At 49.2% G+C, this 16,215-nt stretch carries 15 protein-coding genes; 11 read left to right on the top strand and 4 right to left on the bottom strand.

Annotation, left to right across the window (positions count from 1 at the left end; genetic code table 11):
* From PHU49_06460 to PHU49_06435, 6 genes are all read left to right on the top strand, one after another.
* Positions 1 to 726, top strand: a 726-nt coding sequence (locus PHU49_06460; protein MDD5243644.1) for a HesA/MoeB/ThiF family protein, incomplete at its 5' end; no start/stop codon positions are given.
* 302 nt (positions 727 to 1,028) lie between these two features.
* Positions 1,029 to 2,606: a histidine kinase gene (locus PHU49_06455; protein MDD5243643.1), complete on the top strand. Its 1,578-nt coding sequence runs from the start codon at positions 1,029 to 1,031 to the stop codon at positions 2,604 to 2,606.
* Positions 2,563 to 3,240 carry a response regulator transcription factor gene (locus PHU49_06450; GenBank protein ID MDD5243642.1) on the top strand — a complete coding sequence of 226 codons (678 nt, stop codon included), beginning with the start codon at positions 2,563 to 2,565 and terminating at the stop codon, positions 3,238 to 3,240. Before PHU49_06455 ends, PHU49_06450 begins: the two co-directional genes overlap by 44 nt.
* 277 nt (positions 3,241 to 3,517) lie before the next feature.
* A complete protein-coding gene (locus PHU49_06445) occupies positions 3,518 to 3,787 on the top strand; it encodes a hypothetical protein (GenBank protein ID MDD5243641.1) in 270 nt (89 codons plus the stop codon).
* Between the two features lie 21 nt (positions 3,788 to 3,808).
* Complete coding sequence (gene gdhA / locus PHU49_06440) at positions 3,809 to 5,164, top strand: NADP-specific glutamate dehydrogenase (GenBank protein MDD5243640.1); 1,356 nt, start codon at positions 3,809 to 3,811, stop codon at positions 5,162 to 5,164.
* Entirely contained in the window at positions 5,164 to 6,156 is a 993-nt protein-coding gene (locus tag PHU49_06435; protein MDD5243639.1) for an NrpR regulatory domain-containing protein, read from the top strand. Before gdhA ends, PHU49_06435 begins: the two co-directional genes overlap by 1 nt.
* Here the strand turns inward: PHU49_06435 and PHU49_06430 are convergent.
* Together PHU49_06430 and PHU49_06425 are read right to left on the bottom strand one after the other, a co-directional pair.
* Entirely contained in the window at positions 6,134 to 8,737 is a 2,604-nt protein-coding gene (locus tag PHU49_06430) for a PEP/pyruvate-binding domain-containing protein (GenBank protein ID MDD5243638.1), read from the bottom strand. The two genes, PHU49_06435 and PHU49_06430, sit on opposite strands and share 23 nt — an antisense overlap.
* Entirely contained in the window at positions 8,734 to 9,744 is a 1,011-nt protein-coding gene (locus tag PHU49_06425) for an NrpR regulatory domain-containing protein (GenBank protein ID MDD5243637.1), read from the bottom strand. The genes PHU49_06430 and PHU49_06425 overlap by 4 nt, the downstream gene beginning before the upstream one ends.
* A 269-nt stretch (positions 9,745 to 10,013) precedes the next feature.
* On the opposite strand from PHU49_06425, the gene PHU49_06420 reads away from it, so the two are divergent.
* The 4 genes from PHU49_06420 to PHU49_06405 all read left to right on the top strand — a co-directional run bounded on the left by PHU49_06420 (position 10,014) and on the right by PHU49_06405 (position 13,475).
* On the top strand, positions 10,014 to 11,690 hold the full coding sequence (locus PHU49_06420; GenBank protein ID MDD5243636.1) for a glutamate synthase-related protein: 1,677 nt from the start codon (positions 10,014 to 10,016) through the stop codon (positions 11,688 to 11,690).
* 305 nt (positions 11,691 to 11,995) lie between these two features.
* On the top strand, positions 11,996 to 12,193 hold the full coding sequence (locus tag PHU49_06415; protein ID MDD5243635.1) for a hypothetical protein: 198 nt from the start codon (positions 11,996 to 11,998) through the stop codon (positions 12,191 to 12,193).
* A gap of 272 nt (positions 12,194 to 12,465) precedes the next feature.
* Positions 12,466 to 12,903 (top strand): VOC family protein, encoded by a 438-nt coding sequence (locus tag PHU49_06410; GenBank protein ID MDD5243634.1) that lies wholly within the window; start codon positions 12,466 to 12,468, stop codon positions 12,901 to 12,903.
* Between the two features lie 17 nt (positions 12,904 to 12,920).
* On the top strand, positions 12,921 to 13,475 hold the full coding sequence (locus PHU49_06405; protein MDD5243633.1) for an HDIG domain-containing protein: 555 nt from the start codon (positions 12,921 to 12,923) through the stop codon (positions 13,473 to 13,475).
* Between the two features lie 87 nt (positions 13,476 to 13,562).
* Here PHU49_06405 and PHU49_06400 read toward each other — a convergent pair whose 3' ends face one another.
* The gene (locus tag PHU49_06400) at positions 13,563 to 13,844 is read right to left on the bottom strand and encodes a hypothetical protein (GenBank protein MDD5243632.1); all 282 of its coding nucleotides are present in this window, start codon (positions 13,842 to 13,844) and stop codon (positions 13,563 to 13,565) included.
* A gap of 10 nt (positions 13,845 to 13,854) precedes the next feature.
* Here PHU49_06400 and PHU49_06395 point away from each other — a divergent pair, with 10 nt between their 5' ends.
* Positions 13,855 to 15,066, top strand: a complete 1,212-nt coding sequence (locus PHU49_06395; protein MDD5243631.1) for an MFS transporter — start codon at positions 13,855 to 13,857, stop codon at positions 15,064 to 15,066.
* 246 nt (positions 15,067 to 15,312) lie between these two features.
* Here PHU49_06395 and PHU49_06390 read toward each other — a convergent pair.
* A partial coding sequence (locus PHU49_06390) for an MATE family efflux transporter (protein ID MDD5243630.1) occupies positions 15,313 to 16,215 on the bottom strand: 903 nt, incomplete at its 5' end.

Here is a 16,215-nt window from a genome sequence, read left to right as displayed (position 1 = left end):
GAGGAAGCGATCCTGAAGCTCAGCCTCACACCTGTCCGTTATCAGAGAAATCAAAACCTTATCACCCCTGCAGACCAGCTCCGGCTCTTAAAAAGCACCGTTGCAGTCATCGGCTGCGGCGGCCTTGGCGGGTATATTATTGAGGAGGCGGCGCGCCTCGGCATAGGGAAGATTGTCGTTGTGGATTCCGATTGTTTTGAGGAGCACAACCTCAACCGGCAGCTTTTTTCGACTCTCCAGACCCTGGGGACACCGAAGGTAGAAGCAGCGGTACAAAGGGTAGCGGAGATCAATCCAGCCATTACGGTCATACCGGTCAGGGAGACCTTTTCAACGATTAATGCCGGGGTCATCTTAAAAGATATCGATGTTGCTGTAGATGCCCTCGATAACATCGCTGCACGGATCGACCTTGCGGAGGCATGCAATGCCATGTCAATCCCCATGGTATACGGAACTATCGGGGGATGGTACGGTCAGCTCACAACCCAGATGCCCGGCAGCAGGAGTGTTTGCGAGATCTTAAAGCGCTACCCGGAAGGCGCGGGGATCGAAAAGATTACAGGTATACCCTCTTTCGGACCGGCGGTCATAGCCGGTCTTGAAGCAGCAGAGACATGCAAGATACTTCTCAACCGGGGCAACCTCTTGCAAAACAGGATGCTCTTTATAAACCTCCTCGATATGGAGGTTGAAGAAATAACCGTAAGTCGTGAGGGAAAATAGCTGAGAGCGGAGAGCTGAGAGCGAGGGGTTGAAAGATAGCACGACGCTTACGAATAACGAGGACCTTCTTAACTTTTCACGTTTTACGATATCAGTTGATAGCTGATAGCAAATCCTCAATCCGAATATCCAGGCACGAAACAAATTTAAATGTTATAATGTTCAAAATTCAAAACGCGTTGAAAGGCTTTTATTGCGGAGATTCAATATTTGAATTTTGAGATTGTTTCGAATTTAGATATCAGGATTTCGTGCCTGATTTTACCATGGGCTATGAGTCATGAACTATAAGTTGACTTTATATGAATATAAAGGACAAGACAAGAAAACAGTTATTACCTGAATTGACAACGTTACGGAACAGGGTTGTAAAATTGCGGGAATCTGCGAAAGAGTTCAGACGTTTTAAGAGATTTTCGCAGCAGCAGACCCACGATCTCGGGGAACGCGTCAAAGAGTTAAACTGCCTCTATGCCATTTCAAACCTTGTTGAGAGACACGGCATATCTCTCGAAAAGATATTGCACGAGACTGTTAATATCATTCCTTCGGCATGGCAGTACCCTGAGATAACAGGCGCAAAGATTACCCTCGGCGACCAGATATTTTTAACGGAGAACTTTCAGGAAACACCGTGGACACAATCGGCAGATATACTGGTAAAAAGAAAAAAGATGGGCTTCCTCGAGGTTTGTTACCTCAAGAAAAAGCCGAAAAGCGACGAAGGTCCTTTTCTGAAGGAAGAAAGAAACCTGATAAACGTCATTGCCAAACGTATCGGAGAGATTATAGAACGGAAGATTGCGGAAGACGCCCTGAAAGAAAGTACCACAAGGAATAAGGCACTGCTGAACGCTATACCGGATCTCATATTCAGGATCAGCAGGGATGGTACTATCCTTGATCTCAAGAAAGGGAAATCCTTTGGTCAACGGTTACGCACATACTCATTACCTGGCAAAAATGTGCAGGAATTGCCCGATTATTTCAAGGTGCTACCCAGGGAGATCGTCCTGCAAGGGATGAAAAATGTCTCTCACGTACTGCAAACCGGCGAGACACAGATATATGAACACAGGTTCAGCTATAACGATACGGTCTTCTATTATGAGGTCCTGCTGACAGAAAGCGGCGGGGATGAGGTCCTCGGGATCATCCGCGACATTACCGAGAGAAGACACCTCGAAAAACAGGTACTTGAAATCAGCGAATGGGAGCAACAGAGGATCGGTCAGGACCTCCATGACAGCCTGTGCCAGCAGCTCGCCGGCATCGCCTTTCTCGGCAAGGTCCTGGAGCAAAAGATGGATGCACAATCCTATGGGGAAGCCCGTGATGCGGCAGAGATTGTATCGCTTATAGATGATGCGATCACCCAGACAAAAGGGCTCGCCCGCGGTCTCTACCCTGTCCGGCTTGAAGCAACGGGGCTGATGGCGGCATTAACGGAATTATCCCATACCGTACAAAAGTTCTTCGGAATCAACTGCTCCTTCAGCTATGACCGTCCCGTTCTTATCCATGACAATATCATGGCGATCCACCTTTACCGTATCGCGCAGGAGGCGGTAAATAACGCCATCAAGCACGGGAAGGCAAACAACATTCGTATCACCTTCACGAACGAAAACGGGGCCACAGTGCTTATGATCAAAAATGATGGCGTTTGTTCCCGGAGGATGTTGAAAAACAATACAGGGATGGGTATAAGTATCATGAGGCACAGGGCAAACATGATAGGCGCATCACTGGAGATCAAAAGTAACCCGGCAGGCGGAACGGTTGTAGCCTGTTCATTCCAGTCAAGGCAACGGGCTAAAAAAAGGGGGAAAAACGATGAAAAAGGAAAAAGAGACAGTTTTTGTTGGCCAGAGAAATAAGATCTTTATAGTCGATGACCATCCGATCGTCCGTAAGGGCCTTGCTCAACTTATCAACCAGGAGCCCGATATGGTCATTTGCGGAGAAGCAGAGAATGCCCAGAGTGCCCTTGATCTCCTGAAAAAGATAAAACCGGACCTCGCAATTGTCGACATCTCCCTCCAGGGTATCGACGGCATAGAACTCATAAAAAAGATAAAGGTACGCGATGCAAACCTTCCGATCCTTGTCGTTTCCATGCACGATGAATCTCTCTTTGCTGAGCGCGCCCTCAGGGTAGGTGCAAAGGGTTACATCATGAAGCAGGAGGCGATCGAAAAGATGATGGAGGCGATCAGGAGGGTTATCGGGGGAGAGGTTTATGTGAGCGAAAGGGTTAGCGCAACGATTGTAAAAAAGTTTATAGACGGCAAGGCTGAAAACACACGGTCACCCATGGAAGTGTTGAGCAATCGTGAGCTTGAGGTATTCCAGCTCATCGGGCAGGGATTCGTGACGCGTCAGATTGCCCAGGAACTGAATGTAAGCATCAAAACGGTTGAATCTTACCGCGCCAACATAAAAGAAAAATTAAATCTTAAGAACGCCACGGAGCTTCTGAGACATGCAGTACATTGGGTAGAGTCCTTATAATATTGCTTTTACGAGTATAGTAGTGTATTCCCCTATTCTTTTTATAGTATTTTCCCCTATCTAATTATTAGTTATCGCCTGATTGTGCGGATTGGGTAATCTGGGTTTTATTTAAAACACAGGTCTACGTTGCCGGATTGCATTCAAAAATAGAGCAAGGCGACGAGGAGGAAGCGACGGAGGCGTACATTTTAGTACGTCGAGGCGATGACAACGAAGGCAACGAAGCTATATGAATGAAGGCAATTCGGTATAGCGCTCAAAAACGAGGTGGCGTATGAAAACCTTCAATAACGTGATCGTTTTAAAAACAGCGGAAAGGTTGTCCCTTGATATTTCACCGGAGGAACTGCCGGACACAGTGTTAAGCAGGGCCGAAGAGACTGACCTCATCAGCAAGGCCAGGAATATCCTCGACGAAATGGAAGAAGAGTGGGAGATGGACCACGCCAGCGTTGAATTAAGGGACAAGTTTCACCTGTTACGCTACTACCTGCGAAACCTTCCCCGCACAGTACGTAAAAGATCGGCAGTGCAAAATAAATAATTCATAAGGAGGAATCAGGTTATGTCAGTTATCAATGATGTTATCGCAAAGGTGAAGCAGCAGGACCCCAACGAACCGGAATTTCATCAGGCCGTTCATGAGGTAATGGAAACACTGGAACCCACCGTAAAGAAACACCCTGAATTCGTCAAGGCGGGTATTTACGAACGTATCGTAGAACCTGACCGGACAATTATCTTCAGGGTTCCCTGGGTTGACGATAAAGGAAAGGTCCAGGTTAACAGGGGATTCAGGATCCAGTTTAATAACGCAATTGGACCATATAAGGGGGGCATACGTTTTCATCCCTCGGTTAATCTGAGCATTATGAAGTTTCTGGGATTCGAGCAGACATTCAAGAATTCCCTCACTACCCTGCCTATGGGCGGGGCAAAGGGGGGGTCTGATTTCGACCCCAAGGGAAAATCGGACGATGAGGTAATGCGTTTCTGTCACGCCTTTACGAGGGAGATTTACCGCCACATCGGCCCTGAAACGGATGTCCCGGCAGGTGATATCGGTGTTGGGGGACGGGAAATAGGCTATATGTTCGGCTATTACAAAAAGATCGTCAACGAACATACAGGTGTATTTACCGGCAAAGGCCTTGAGTATGGCGGCAGCCTCATACGGCCCGAGGCAACGGGTTACGGCGCAGTATACTTTGCCGCGGAAATGCTTGCCACGAGGAAAACGGATTTTAAAGGAAAGACCGTGGCGATCAGCGGTTCCGGAAACGTTGCACAGTATGCCGTGGAAAAGGTAAACCAGCTTGGCGGCAGGGTAATCACGCTTTGTGACTCCAGCGCGACCATCGTTGACGAAGCCGGGATTCAGGGTGAGAAATGTGAATACGTAAAAGAGTTGAAAAACGTAAGAAGAGGCAGGATCAAAGAATATGCCGACAAATACAAGACCGTGTGCTACATCGGGGATAGCGTCTGGGATGTCATAAGGGAACAGGGCCTGAAGGTCGACATCGCCATCCCCTGTGCTACCCAGAACGAGCTGGATGGCAAGAACGCAGAGGCCCTTGTTAAGAACGGATGCTTCTGTGTCTCTGAAGGCGCCAATATGCCTTCTACGCCGGAGGCCGTCAACGTCTTCCGGGAACATAATGTGCTTTTTGGTCCCGGTAAAGCAGCAAATGCAGGCGGTGTCTCTGTTTCCGGCCTCGAGATGAGCCAGAACAGCCTCAAATTATCGTGGTCGCGCGAAGAAGTCGACAAGATGCTTTTCAACATCATGAAAAGCATCCACAAGGCGTGCCTTGACGCAGGCGAAGCCTACGGCAAAAAAGGCGACTATGTCACAGGGGCAAACATTGCGGGCTTCCTGAAGGTTGCAAGGTCGATGTTCGCATACGGGATCGTTTGATGAACAAAATAATGTTCACCATCCTCAGGGTCCTCGACAGGCGCAACGGCAGCACCGGTTCGGCGGAACTGGCGAAGGAGCTTCTGTCCCACGGGATCGAGATCTCGGAGCGAACGGTGCGCTATTACCTGAAACTCCTCGACGAGAAAGGGCTGACAGACGTCCAGGGTAAAAAAGGGAGGACTATCACCGACAAGGGCAAAGGGGAACTGGGTAACGCCTTTGTGTCCGAACGGGTCAATTTCGTCATAAGCAAGATTGACAGCCTTTCCTATCTCACTGACTTCAATATTGACGCCCTGAAGGGGAACATAATCCTCAATATCTCATTTTTCCAGGAGAAAAGACTGAAGGATGCGCTGAAAATAATGGCAGAGGTGTTTCAATCTCCCTACGTCATGAGCAATAAGATTACCCTGGCAAAAGGAGGGGAGCGGATCGGCGATATTACGGTACCACGAGGCAGTATAGGACTCGGGACGGTTTGCAGCATTACATTGAACGGGGTCTTTCTTAAGGCCGGGATACCCGTCATATCGCGGTACGGGGGTGTCGTCGAGATAGAAGACGGCAACCCTATGCGGTTCACGTCGCTGGTAAGCTATGAAGGCTCCTCTCTGGACCCCCTGGAGATCTTCATCAGGAGCAGGATGACCGATGTCATCGGCGTCATGAAACAAAACTCCGGCAAGGTCCTTGCCAGTTTCAGGGAAGTCCCCGTTGTAAGCATCAATGAGGCGGAGGACCTGGGCGACAGGATGGTGAGAAAAGGTCTCAGTGGAAAGATCGTCTTTGGAAAACCGAATCAACCCCTGCTGGATATCCCCGTAGGGGTTGACAAGATAGGTATGATCGTAGCGGGCGGGCTCAATCCGATCGCCGCCGCAGAAGAATCAGGGATATCCACGGAAAGCAGGGCAATGTCAACCCTTTATGAGTATACGAAACTTCAGAATTTCAATGACGCTGTCAGTACGTTCTTGTATCAATGAAACAGATCAGTCTTTGCGATATGATATCGGCCATGATCTGAACATCATGCCCCGATACATCATACACCTTGAGCACATCACTGTATCTGGCGCTTTCGGGTATCAACCGTTCCGATATAACGGGAAATATATTAAAGAGTTCCCTATTCCATACCACACCGGGATTTCCCGGAAAAAGCGCCAGATAGAAGATGTCCGTCTCAACGAGGTCCTGAAAAAAATGTGTCCCGAAGGAAAGCTCCGGCATCAGGTTGCCATCCATATATGCGATCTCTCCCATGGCTGTCATGTGGTTGATCTCTGAAAATCTTACAGGTACGCCGAGCGACGGTGTTGTTGTCCCCCATCTGCCGGGTCCCAAAAGCAAGGTCGGCGTTGTCTCCCTGTCCTTCACAAGCTTGTTGAATTTCCCGATAAACCTGGCAACATCGTACTTCCCGGTCAATGAGAGGCCGGTGTAATGTTCAGGATCAACGCAGATGATTCTCGTGATCCTCCTGGAGATGCTTCCACCCATAAAGTTACCGGCTGTTTGAAAAAGGACATCCTTTACCGAGATACAGGTAGGGATCTCCACCTTTTTTAACTGGCCCTTCGCCTGAAGCGGCCTGCATTGCAGGAGGTTTATCTTATAATCATTATACTGGGTAAAGTTGACGGTGAACTCTATCTCTACCGGGTAATCATAGATGACTTCGAGGTCTTTCAGCATCCTGTGCATAACCCCCGTGAAAGAGGTGCGGGACAGGAGGTTATCAAAAGTAAGTATCCATGCCTCCTTCTCTCTCATACCCAGTTCTCTCATCCGTTCTGTCGTCTCATGATCTATTTCACCAAGGAGATCCAACCTGATACCGGACCCTTCCTCGTTGACCTGCGACAGCAATGAAACGGTCTCCAGGGTATTATCGTTGACGTTGAGCACATCAATATCGTGTTGCGAGAACCTCCTCGTGTCTTCCATGCCTGCGTGAGGACGGAACAATGGGTTGTCAAGGGCAACGATACGGGGATAATCATTTTCAACGCGGTTTACAGCCCGTGTTCCCAAGCCGGCAACGAGCCTCAACATGCCGGCCGTAGGGTCCATGCCCTCCCTCCACACGAAGGTATTGTATGAAACACCCACACCACCAATGTCCGGGAAAAAATAATGTTTCCGGTATGATCCTGAAACCCTCTGTACGAGAAGGGCCATCTGTTCGTCCTGCCGGTCAAGCCCCCTCTGCAGGCGGTACGTCAGCGCATCCTCATCCATGGTGCTTGCAAAGACCCGCCGCACATACTCAACAAAATCCGTATAGCGCCTCTCCGGAGAACCCTGATTCACAGAGAAGATGCTCTCGTATTTTCCCGCAAAGGCATTGCCAAAGGCATCTTCAAGGAGACTGCTGGAACGGATGATGATCGGTGACTGGCCGAAATACTCTATTAATTGCTGGAATTGTTCCTTGATCTCGTCGGGGAATACGCCCTGCAACATCTTTTCCCGCAACGGGACAGCCGCCTCAAAATATCCCTCTTTCGTTTTCTGTCTCATCCGCAGTTCCCACAAACCATTCTGGACAATATAGGTATAGAAGATATCCGACCCTATATAGAAGGAGTCGTGCTGTTCAAGATAGTCCTGCCAGCGAAGCTGCGCGTCCTTCTGGAGTATCTTTCTGGCAAGGAGCATCCCGACGGTTTTTCCCCCGATAAAACCTGTCCCTATCAAGCGCGACTTGATGTCGAGCAGATCTTCAAGCGAAAAATTCTCCTTCGCGAGGGCCAGCATCCTGCTCTCTCTCCCGATCATGATCCTGCAGAGTTCGTCGATCATCGCCTGTCTTTTTTCCGGGTCGCATGATCCTTTGGCAAGGTCCTCGGCCTTTAAGAAAAGCCTGTCCCAGTAATCCAGGTAGCGCCTGGCGCTCTTTTCTTCCAGCCTCGAAATATCTGAAAATAGACGCGTAGCATCAACGCTGTTGGTAACGGGCATAAATCCGTCATCTTCTTCAAGATGGGGCAGGAACATGGTCGACGAATATCTGTTCCAGACCTTTAACGGGTGTACATAATAGCTGTCTTCCTGATTGTAGACCTCCAGCAAAACCTGGGCAGTCTCGCGGATGCGGGCTATTGTCTTAAACGAGTGGCTATGCCGCAGGATAGAGAAGTATGCTATCGTATTGAGCTGGAACAGGTACGGGCAGGTAATAACAAAGAAATTTCCTATCATCAGGTCCGTGGCCCAGGCAGAAAGAAGGTGGGAGAGACAATCAAAGACATAAAAAACGTCCCTGCCCTCTGTTGTCGCAATGTTATAGACCTGGGTTGTAAAGGACTCGAAACCGCTGTTGGCATCCAGTGTATAGACCGTAACGTCTCCGGTTTTCCGTACCAGGGGCTCATGTTCGGCAAACCTCATGTAGACGATCTCTCTGTGTTCCCTGATAGCCTTCTCCACATAGGGAGTGACGTAGTGCCGGTAGTCCTTTATATCGTCCACCTGCCATACGACATTGTCTCCCATGCGCAGGCCGTCAAGGACCGTATCCAGACCATCTAACCCTGTGCTCGCCCGTGTAAGTGGTTTCACGGCAGGTAATCCTTTATCCTGTTCGCCATCTCGTCGTACCGGAAGAGCCTGCTGAAATCGATGAGCCCGGCAAGCGCCCGTGAATACGCGCGGACCCCATTTTCCTCAAGAATAGATACGGGATTGAGGCCACCGATAACGATCGCGCCGATCCTTCCTTCATTGACCGGTATGTCAAGGATCGTCTGACCGGGCCTGCCTATCCGGGCAAGACCACCGAGACCGACCCGCTTCAGCTTTTCGGCAAGCTGCACAACAAGCTCCCGGCTCTCTGCGGGAAATTCACGGAAGCTTGCGCCGATCCTTCCATCGCCGGTCTGAATCGCGCCCATGTAGTTCGTCATACCGCTTCGTATAAAGATCTCGAGGGGATCTATGCTTGTTCCGTCGTACATGATGATCTCAACAAAGCGCACCGGCGTTTTATCCTGTAGCTCAAGAAGTCCCCCGAACCTGGAAATCGTGGGGATGCCATGTTTCAGCAATACACCGTTCAAAGTAATTGAACAGACGGTGCCCACACCGATCATGCCTTCGGGAACAGATATATGCCCCAGCGATTCGCCCGGGCCGAGGAGCGTCATGAGGTGCCCCATGGCATACCCGTCCGCGTAGACCTTACTTATATAGGGGATGCTTTTTGCGAATTGCTCCGGTTCCACGATTGTCACGTTGATCACAACGGTTCCGGAGGTGGTGTTGAGGTCGAAGTTCATCTGATAGGTCATCCGGTCAATCTTCGCCGACAGAAACCCCACCCTCTCGAAGATCTTTGATGAATCGAACTCGCTTACCCCCCTTTCGGTAATCTGATGACCCTTTTTGCCGTTACCGGTCGTCAGACCATCCTGGTCCAATCTCGAAAGATAAAGTCGAACAGTACGCTCGCTCACCTCATGCCCGAGCAGTTTCAACTCCCCGGCAATGCGTGTGCTGGTGAGAGGTATCTCCGTGTTTTTCAGAACATTTAAGATAAGCAACTCTTTTCTTTTTTGTTTTTCAATCATGGCTGCAACCTCCTGTCACAATGGTCTTTTACTGTACGTTTAACGGCAATACAATTTTATTTTATTGGCAATATTGCCGTTAATTACATTTTAATACCATAATATCATGAAAGCAATAAAAAAATTAAATCCTTTATAACATATACTATATAACGTTATTATCGATATTAACCGCTGATATTTTCTTGACACGATATTTATTATATGGCAATCTATTGCCAATATTGTGGCATTATATTACCGCAAAGTAAATCTATCAGGAGGACAACATGATTGAATGGCCAAAATCTAATGATGCGATAGGAACCGTAAACCGTGGTAACCCTGCAGAATCAGGGCTTTGCACATTGTGCCGTGCCGATTGTAAGGGGAAATGCGAGACCTGGCTTGCAAGCCTTAAGGGTAGAAAGATCCTCTACCCGAGAGACTTTGGTGTTATCACTGCCGGGAGTGCAAACACCTGCCATATAGGTGTTTCGTATAATTCGCTGAGGATACAGGGCTACAATTACGGGGTAAGCGGCCTGCGCAAGGGGCTCAAGAACAATCCCGATGACTGTATCTTTCCAAACGTCAATGTAGAGACAGAATTTGGAAGCGATGTAAAAACCAAATGTAAAATCCCGATCATGACCGGCGCCCTCGGATCGACCTTCATCGCGGCAAAATACTGGGATTCTTTCGCGATAGGCGCTGCCCTCGTCGGTATCCCTATCGTTGTCGGTGAAAACGTTGTCGGTATCGACCGTGAGGCGGTAATAAAGAACGGCAAGATAACAAAGGCCCCTGAACTCGACAGGAGGATCGCGACCTATCTCCGTTATTTTGACGGTTACGGCGCGATCATCGTCCAGATGAACGTTGAGGACACAAGGAACGGCGTCGCGGAATACGTCATCAATAAATACGGCGAAAAGGTTATCATCGAACTTAAATGGGGCCAGGGAGCAAAGGATATCGGCGGCGAGATCCAGGTTGACAATCTCGGTTATGCATTATTCCTGAAAGACAGGGGATATCTTGTAGACCCCGATCCGACAAAGCCAGAGGTGCAGAAGGCCTTTGAACACGGTGCGATCAAGTCCTTTGCGCGTCACAGCAGACTCGGATACACCGATCTGTCGTCCCCTGATAAGGTACAGGAAGCCTTCATGCAGTCAGTAGAATATTTACGGAAGATAGGATACAAGAGGATCTCCCTCAAGACAGGTTCTTACGGTATGGAGGCCCTCGCCATGTCGATCAAGTTTGCTACCGATGCAAAGCTCGATCTCCTGACGGTTGATGGCGCCGGTGGAGGAACCGGCATGAGCCCCTGGAACATGATGGAAACCTGGGGTGTCCCTTCTGTTATTCTTCACTCCAAGGTATACGAATACGCATCGATCCTCGCTGCACGAGGCGAAAGGGTTGTCGATATCGCTTTTGCCGGCGGTCTCGCAAGAGAAGACCACATATTCAAGGCCCTCGCGCTCGGCGCACCCTTTACCAAACTGATCTGCATGGGCAGGGCAGCCATGATACCCGGATTCCTCGGTTCCAACATTGAAGGCGTCCTGAAGCCTGAACGGAAAAAGGATGTGAACGGGAACTGGGATGACCTGGCGCCTTCTGTCAAGGAGCTTGGTTCGAAAGCAGAAGAGATCTTTGCAGGGTACTACGATGTTCAGAAAAAGGTCGGCGAAGCAGAAATGAAAAAGATCCCCTTTGGCGCAATCGCCATGTGGACATTGACGGATAAGCTGGCCGCAGGACTTCAGCAGCTCATGGCCGGCGCGCGTAAATTCAGCATCCCGGAGATCTCGAGGAACGACCTATTTTCAGGCAACAGGGAAACGGAGAAAGAGACTAAAATCCCCTTTATAGCAGACGTCCTTGATGAAAGCGCGAAGAGGATATTGAACTCTGATTATAGGGTTCAGGCAAAGAAGGTTCGCTCAGCATAACCCCCCCCTATATTATTACCCTTAACAACCCAGGGGAAATAATGAAGGAGCCACAAACCCCATGTGGCTCCTTCATAACAATATTCACGTGGTTTGTGACGCCCGTCATTTCCTTTTTGTTATTCCTCCTGTATATATAGAGTATGATTAAACAAATTTCATACAACAGCATAGGGACAACACAAGATTATCTTTGTATATCTGTTGTTACAGAAGCCTTTTTTATTCTTTCACGGTGTGTGCCTGCACTATTAATAAGCAGTGGCTCCGACAAGGTCGTAACATACCATTAGGAGGTGGACACCATGATAAAAGAGATACGCTTTATGGTAACAGGAGAAGTAAGAAAACCAAAAATGGGTGATTGGTTTCTCAACACCAAAAACCTGCCTATCCGCGCAGCACAGGATTTCAATACAACCACCTTCCCTATCCTGAAGATGGAAGTGGTGCTGCGGGAAGAGGTTAACAGCCAGCCTACCCCGGGAAATTCTCGTTTCTGATCCACAAAAACGCCCGGAAGCATCCCTGCTTTCGGGCGTTACGTTCCCCGGCAGAGAGTAAGGCGGTGAATAGTGAATAGCAAGAAACCAAAGAAACAATTCCTTTAAGTGTCCTAACCACTATTCACTATCAATTATCTACTATCGACTGCCTTTTCGCTATTCACTACCAATTATCTACTATCGACTGCCTTTATGTTATTCACTGCTCTATTTTCGGCTGGTAATCGGAACGTTTCTTTCGTAATATATTTCGGAGAAGAAAGTATACGATGGATATCAAACTTGACCATATCGGCCTTGTCGTTGAAAATATCAGGGAATTTACAGAGCTTCTCCATGCCATTGGTTTCCGTGAGATCACCGAGGCCGTCCCATTCGACACCTTGAATGTGACTGCGTCGTTCGTCAACACAGGGGATGACACGGATGTCCCCATAGAGGTGCTGGAGCCGACTGCCAAGAATTCCCCGATTATGAATTTTCTGAAAAAGAAGGGCGGCGGACTGCATCATCTCTGCTTTGAAGTCAACGATATCGAAAAAACATCGCAGGAGTTTGTTGATAAAGGGTTTCAAATGGTAACTCCGCCTGTCGATTGCCGCGCATACGATATAAATCTGCGGCGCAAATGTAAGACTATAAGCAGGATCGCCTTTTTTCTGGTATCAAAAAAGTTCCTTGTCGAGCTTATCGAGAAGGGACAATAAGTGGAGGTATCGAACAAATGACAAGGGCTGACGCGTTAACGCTGCTTAAACAATACGTTAAAAATGAGAGGATGCTGAACCATTGTTACGCCTCAGAGGCGGTTATGAGGGCTCTGGCACGGAGGCTGGGAAATGATGAGGAAAAATGGGCCATCACCGGGCTTCTCCACGATCTTGACATAGAGCTGGTCGATGCCGACCTTAGCCGCCATGGACGCGAAACAGAAAGAATACTCAAGGAAAACGGTGTTGATGCCGAGGTCATTGATGCCATCGTGATGCACAACGAGACCGTTGCCGGCAGAAAACGTGAGACTTTATTCCAGCACGCGCTCGCTGCAGGCGAGACCATAACAGGACTCATTGTTGCGACGACGCTTGTCTACCCCGATAAGAAACTTGCAAGTGTTAAACCAAAATCGGTCGTGAAGAGGATGAAGGAGAAGGCGTTCGCTGCGTCGGTCAACAGGGATAACATCATGGAGTGCGAAGCAATCGGCATCCCTTTGAACGAATTCGCCGAGATCTGCATCGCAGCAATGAACGGGATAAGCGACCAGTTAGGATTATAGATTGAAGACAAATTCTAAATTTAAATTTCTAATTTCTAAGCACCAAATCCTAAACAATATCAAAATTCAAATGTTCGAAATGTATTGTCATTGTGGGTCGTCCTTCTTTTTATTGTCATCGCGGGTAGTCCTTCTTTTTATTGTCATCGCGAGGAGCGTAAGCGACGTGGCGATCTCAAAAGATGGGATTGCCACGCCCTGCGGGCTCGCAATGACACTACGCCACTCTGTGCTCGCAATGGCACGGTTACTTTGCTCAACTGTTTTGAATTTTGAACATTCGAATTTGTTTAGTGCTTCGATATTAGAATTTCGTGCTTGAATAAACGGTATGTCTATCAACTTTACACCATATCTGAAAATCTTCACGAGTCGCCGTATGATGGTGATGATGCTTCTCGGTTTCTCTTCCGGGCTGCCTCTGCCGCTCACCGGCGGCACGCTCCAGGCATGGCTTACTGTCACGGGGATCGATCTGAAAACGATCGGTATCTTCTCTCTTATCGGTCTCCCCTATACCATCAAGTTTCTCTGGTCGCCTTTCATGGATCGTTTCGTTCCCCCATGGCTCGGCAGGAGACGCGGCTGGGTATTCCTCACCCAGGTTGCCCTCTTGATATGCATCGTGCTCATGGCCCTTGCGTCTCCGGAAAAGGCCCCTTTTATGCTCGCTGTGGTGGCCTTGACCGTGGCCTTTATGTCTGCCTCGCAGGATATCGTTATCGATGCATATCGTACTGATGTGCTGCCTGATGTCGAAAGAGGTATGGGCGCCGCTGTTTTTGTCTTTGGTTATCGCATTGCCATGATAGTGGCTGGCGCTGTGGCCCTTATCCTTTCAGAGATAGTCGGCTGGCATACAACATACCTTATCATGGCATCGATCATGGTGATCGGCATGTCCGGTTCTTTCATCGGGAAAGAACCTCACAAAAAAGTGGCACCGCCAAAATCCATGCAGGAAGCCGCATGGGGACCTCTCAAGGATTTTTTGTCCCGCAAATCCTCAATACTGATGCTCCTTCTCATAATCCTTTACAAGCTCGGTGACGCATACGCCGGGGCGCTTACAACGACATTTCTCATCAGAGGCGTGAATTTTTCGCCGACTGATGTCGGGACGATCAACAAGGGCATGGGGCTCGTGGCAACGATCGTGGGGGCGCTCTTCGGCGGCGCCCTCATGGTACGGCTCGGTCTGTTCAAATCGCTCCTTGTATTCGGGTTCCTCCAGATGGTCTCCAATCTATCCTTTATGGTCCTTGCCTGGACAGGAAAAAATTACGCCATGCTGGTCGTAGCTGTGGCATTTGAAAATCTCTCCGGCGGCATGGGCACAGCGGCATTCGTCGCGTTTCTGATGGCGCTCTGCAATCCCCGGTTCAGCGCCACACAGTTTGCTCTCCTCTCTTCTCTTTCAGCGCTCGGGAGGGTGCTCGTCTCGCCGACCTCCGGCTATGCCGTTGAAATGATCGGCTGGGCGCATTTCTTTCTCTTCAGCACATTCACCGCCCTGCCCGGCCTGTGGCTTGTGTGGTACCTCCGCGATGAAATACTGGCAATGCAAGAAACCAATGCCGCGGACTCATGACCTTGAACGACGTTGATTATTAAACGGTTGCATCTGATTCCTGCCATGACATAAGCTATCAGCAGTCCGCAAAGGTTTTAAACTTTTTACATTTTATCTTTCACGTTTCACGTGGTTCATTCCTCACGCCTAACGCCGAACGGTTTTCTTGGAATCTCGATATACGAACTACGATATATGGTTCTCTTAGTCCCCTCACGCGCCTTACGACTCACGCCTTACAGGTGTGTCACTGTGAGCCATGAGCTACATCAGCCATTTCCTCTGCCAGTACCTTCTCGTCATAAAGACCGCCATGATGAGCTGTGAGAGGTTCATCGTCCACCAGACCGATGCTGCACTTAGGCCCAGGAGAACGACACAGATATAGCTCAATGGGATTCTGACCAGCCAGATACCGGCGATCACGTTGAACATGATCGATCTCGTATCTCCGGCGCCGCTTAAGCCCCCTCCGAGGATGATCCAGAGCGCCATGAACGGCTCACTGAGCATGCTTATATAGAGGTACCTGACGGTCTCGGCGATGACGGTCTCGTTATGTGAAAGCAGCGGCGCGATCCACCTGGCACCTGTAATTACAACAACCGTAAGGAGCACAACAATACTCACACCCATGAGCGTTGTGACAAGGCCTCCCCTGAAGGCATCCTTTTTCTTCCCCTCGCCTATCAGGTTTCCCACGATCACCGCGTTGGCCATGTTGAAGGCTATCGCGGGAAGGAAGATCGCCGATTCTATCCTGGTACCCGCTGCGAGGGCTGCGAGGATCTCTATGCTTTTTTCCGGCAATGAACTGAGTATGAGGAACATCACCATTGAATGGACCTGCCACATCGCCTGCGTGGCCCCCGCCGGCCACCCGATGGAAACAACATCGCGGACTATCCTGAAAGAAAACGTCCTGGCTTTATCTACAAATATCCTGCAATGCCAGAGGTTGAGCATGCTTCCCGCGAATACACTGAAGACCGTCGAGAGGGCTATGCCCCAAAAACCAAGCCTCGTGTGGAAAACGATGAAAAAATTAAGGGCGATGTTCATCAAACAGGCAATCGCCATCGTCATCAGCGACTTGCGGATCATCTTGCAGGACCGCAGGATCCCGTTGGTGCTTATCAGGAGGTAATGAAAGACCAGCCCGCAGGC

It is taken from the genome of Syntrophorhabdaceae bacterium, from assembly GCA_028713955.1.
Classification (GTDB): Bacteria; Desulfobacterota; Syntrophorhabdia; order Syntrophorhabdales; family Syntrophorhabdaceae; genus UBA5609.
The sequence above is the reverse complement of the archived record's forward strand: the minus strand, read 5'-3'. Positions and strand labels throughout refer to the sequence as shown.

Excerpts from the sequence above, each read along its gene's own strand:
- PHU49_06455 (MDD5243643.1), top strand. The coding sequence starts at position 1,029 with ATGAATATAAAGGACAAGACAAGAAAACAGTTATTACCTGAATTGACA.
- PHU49_06450 (MDD5243642.1), top strand. The coding sequence starts at position 2,563 with ATGAAAAAGGAAAAAGAGACAGTTTTTGTTGGCCAGAGAAATAAGATC.
- PHU49_06445 (MDD5243641.1), top strand. The coding sequence starts at position 3,518 with ATGAAAACCTTCAATAACGTGATCGTTTTAAAAACAGCGGAAAGGTTG.
- gdhA (MDD5243640.1), top strand. The coding sequence starts at position 3,809 with ATGTCAGTTATCAATGATGTTATCGCAAAGGTGAAGCAGCAGGACCCC.
- PHU49_06435 (MDD5243639.1), top strand. The coding sequence starts at position 5,164 with ATGAACAAAATAATGTTCACCATCCTCAGGGTCCTCGACAGGCGCAAC.
- PHU49_06425 (MDD5243637.1), bottom strand. The coding sequence starts at position 9,744 with ATGATTGAAAAACAAAAAAGAAAAGAGTTGCTTATCTTAAATGTTCTG.
- PHU49_06420 (MDD5243636.1), top strand. The coding sequence starts at position 10,014 with ATGATTGAATGGCCAAAATCTAATGATGCGATAGGAACCGTAAACCGT.
- PHU49_06415 (MDD5243635.1), top strand. The coding sequence starts at position 11,996 with ATGATAAAAGAGATACGCTTTATGGTAACAGGAGAAGTAAGAAAACCA.
- PHU49_06410 (MDD5243634.1), top strand. The coding sequence starts at position 12,466 with ATGGATATCAAACTTGACCATATCGGCCTTGTCGTTGAAAATATCAGG.
- PHU49_06405 (MDD5243633.1), top strand. The coding sequence starts at position 12,921 with ATGACAAGGGCTGACGCGTTAACGCTGCTTAAACAATACGTTAAAAAT.
- PHU49_06395 (MDD5243631.1), top strand. The coding sequence starts at position 13,855 with ATGATGGTGATGATGCTTCTCGGTTTCTCTTCCGGGCTGCCTCTGCCG.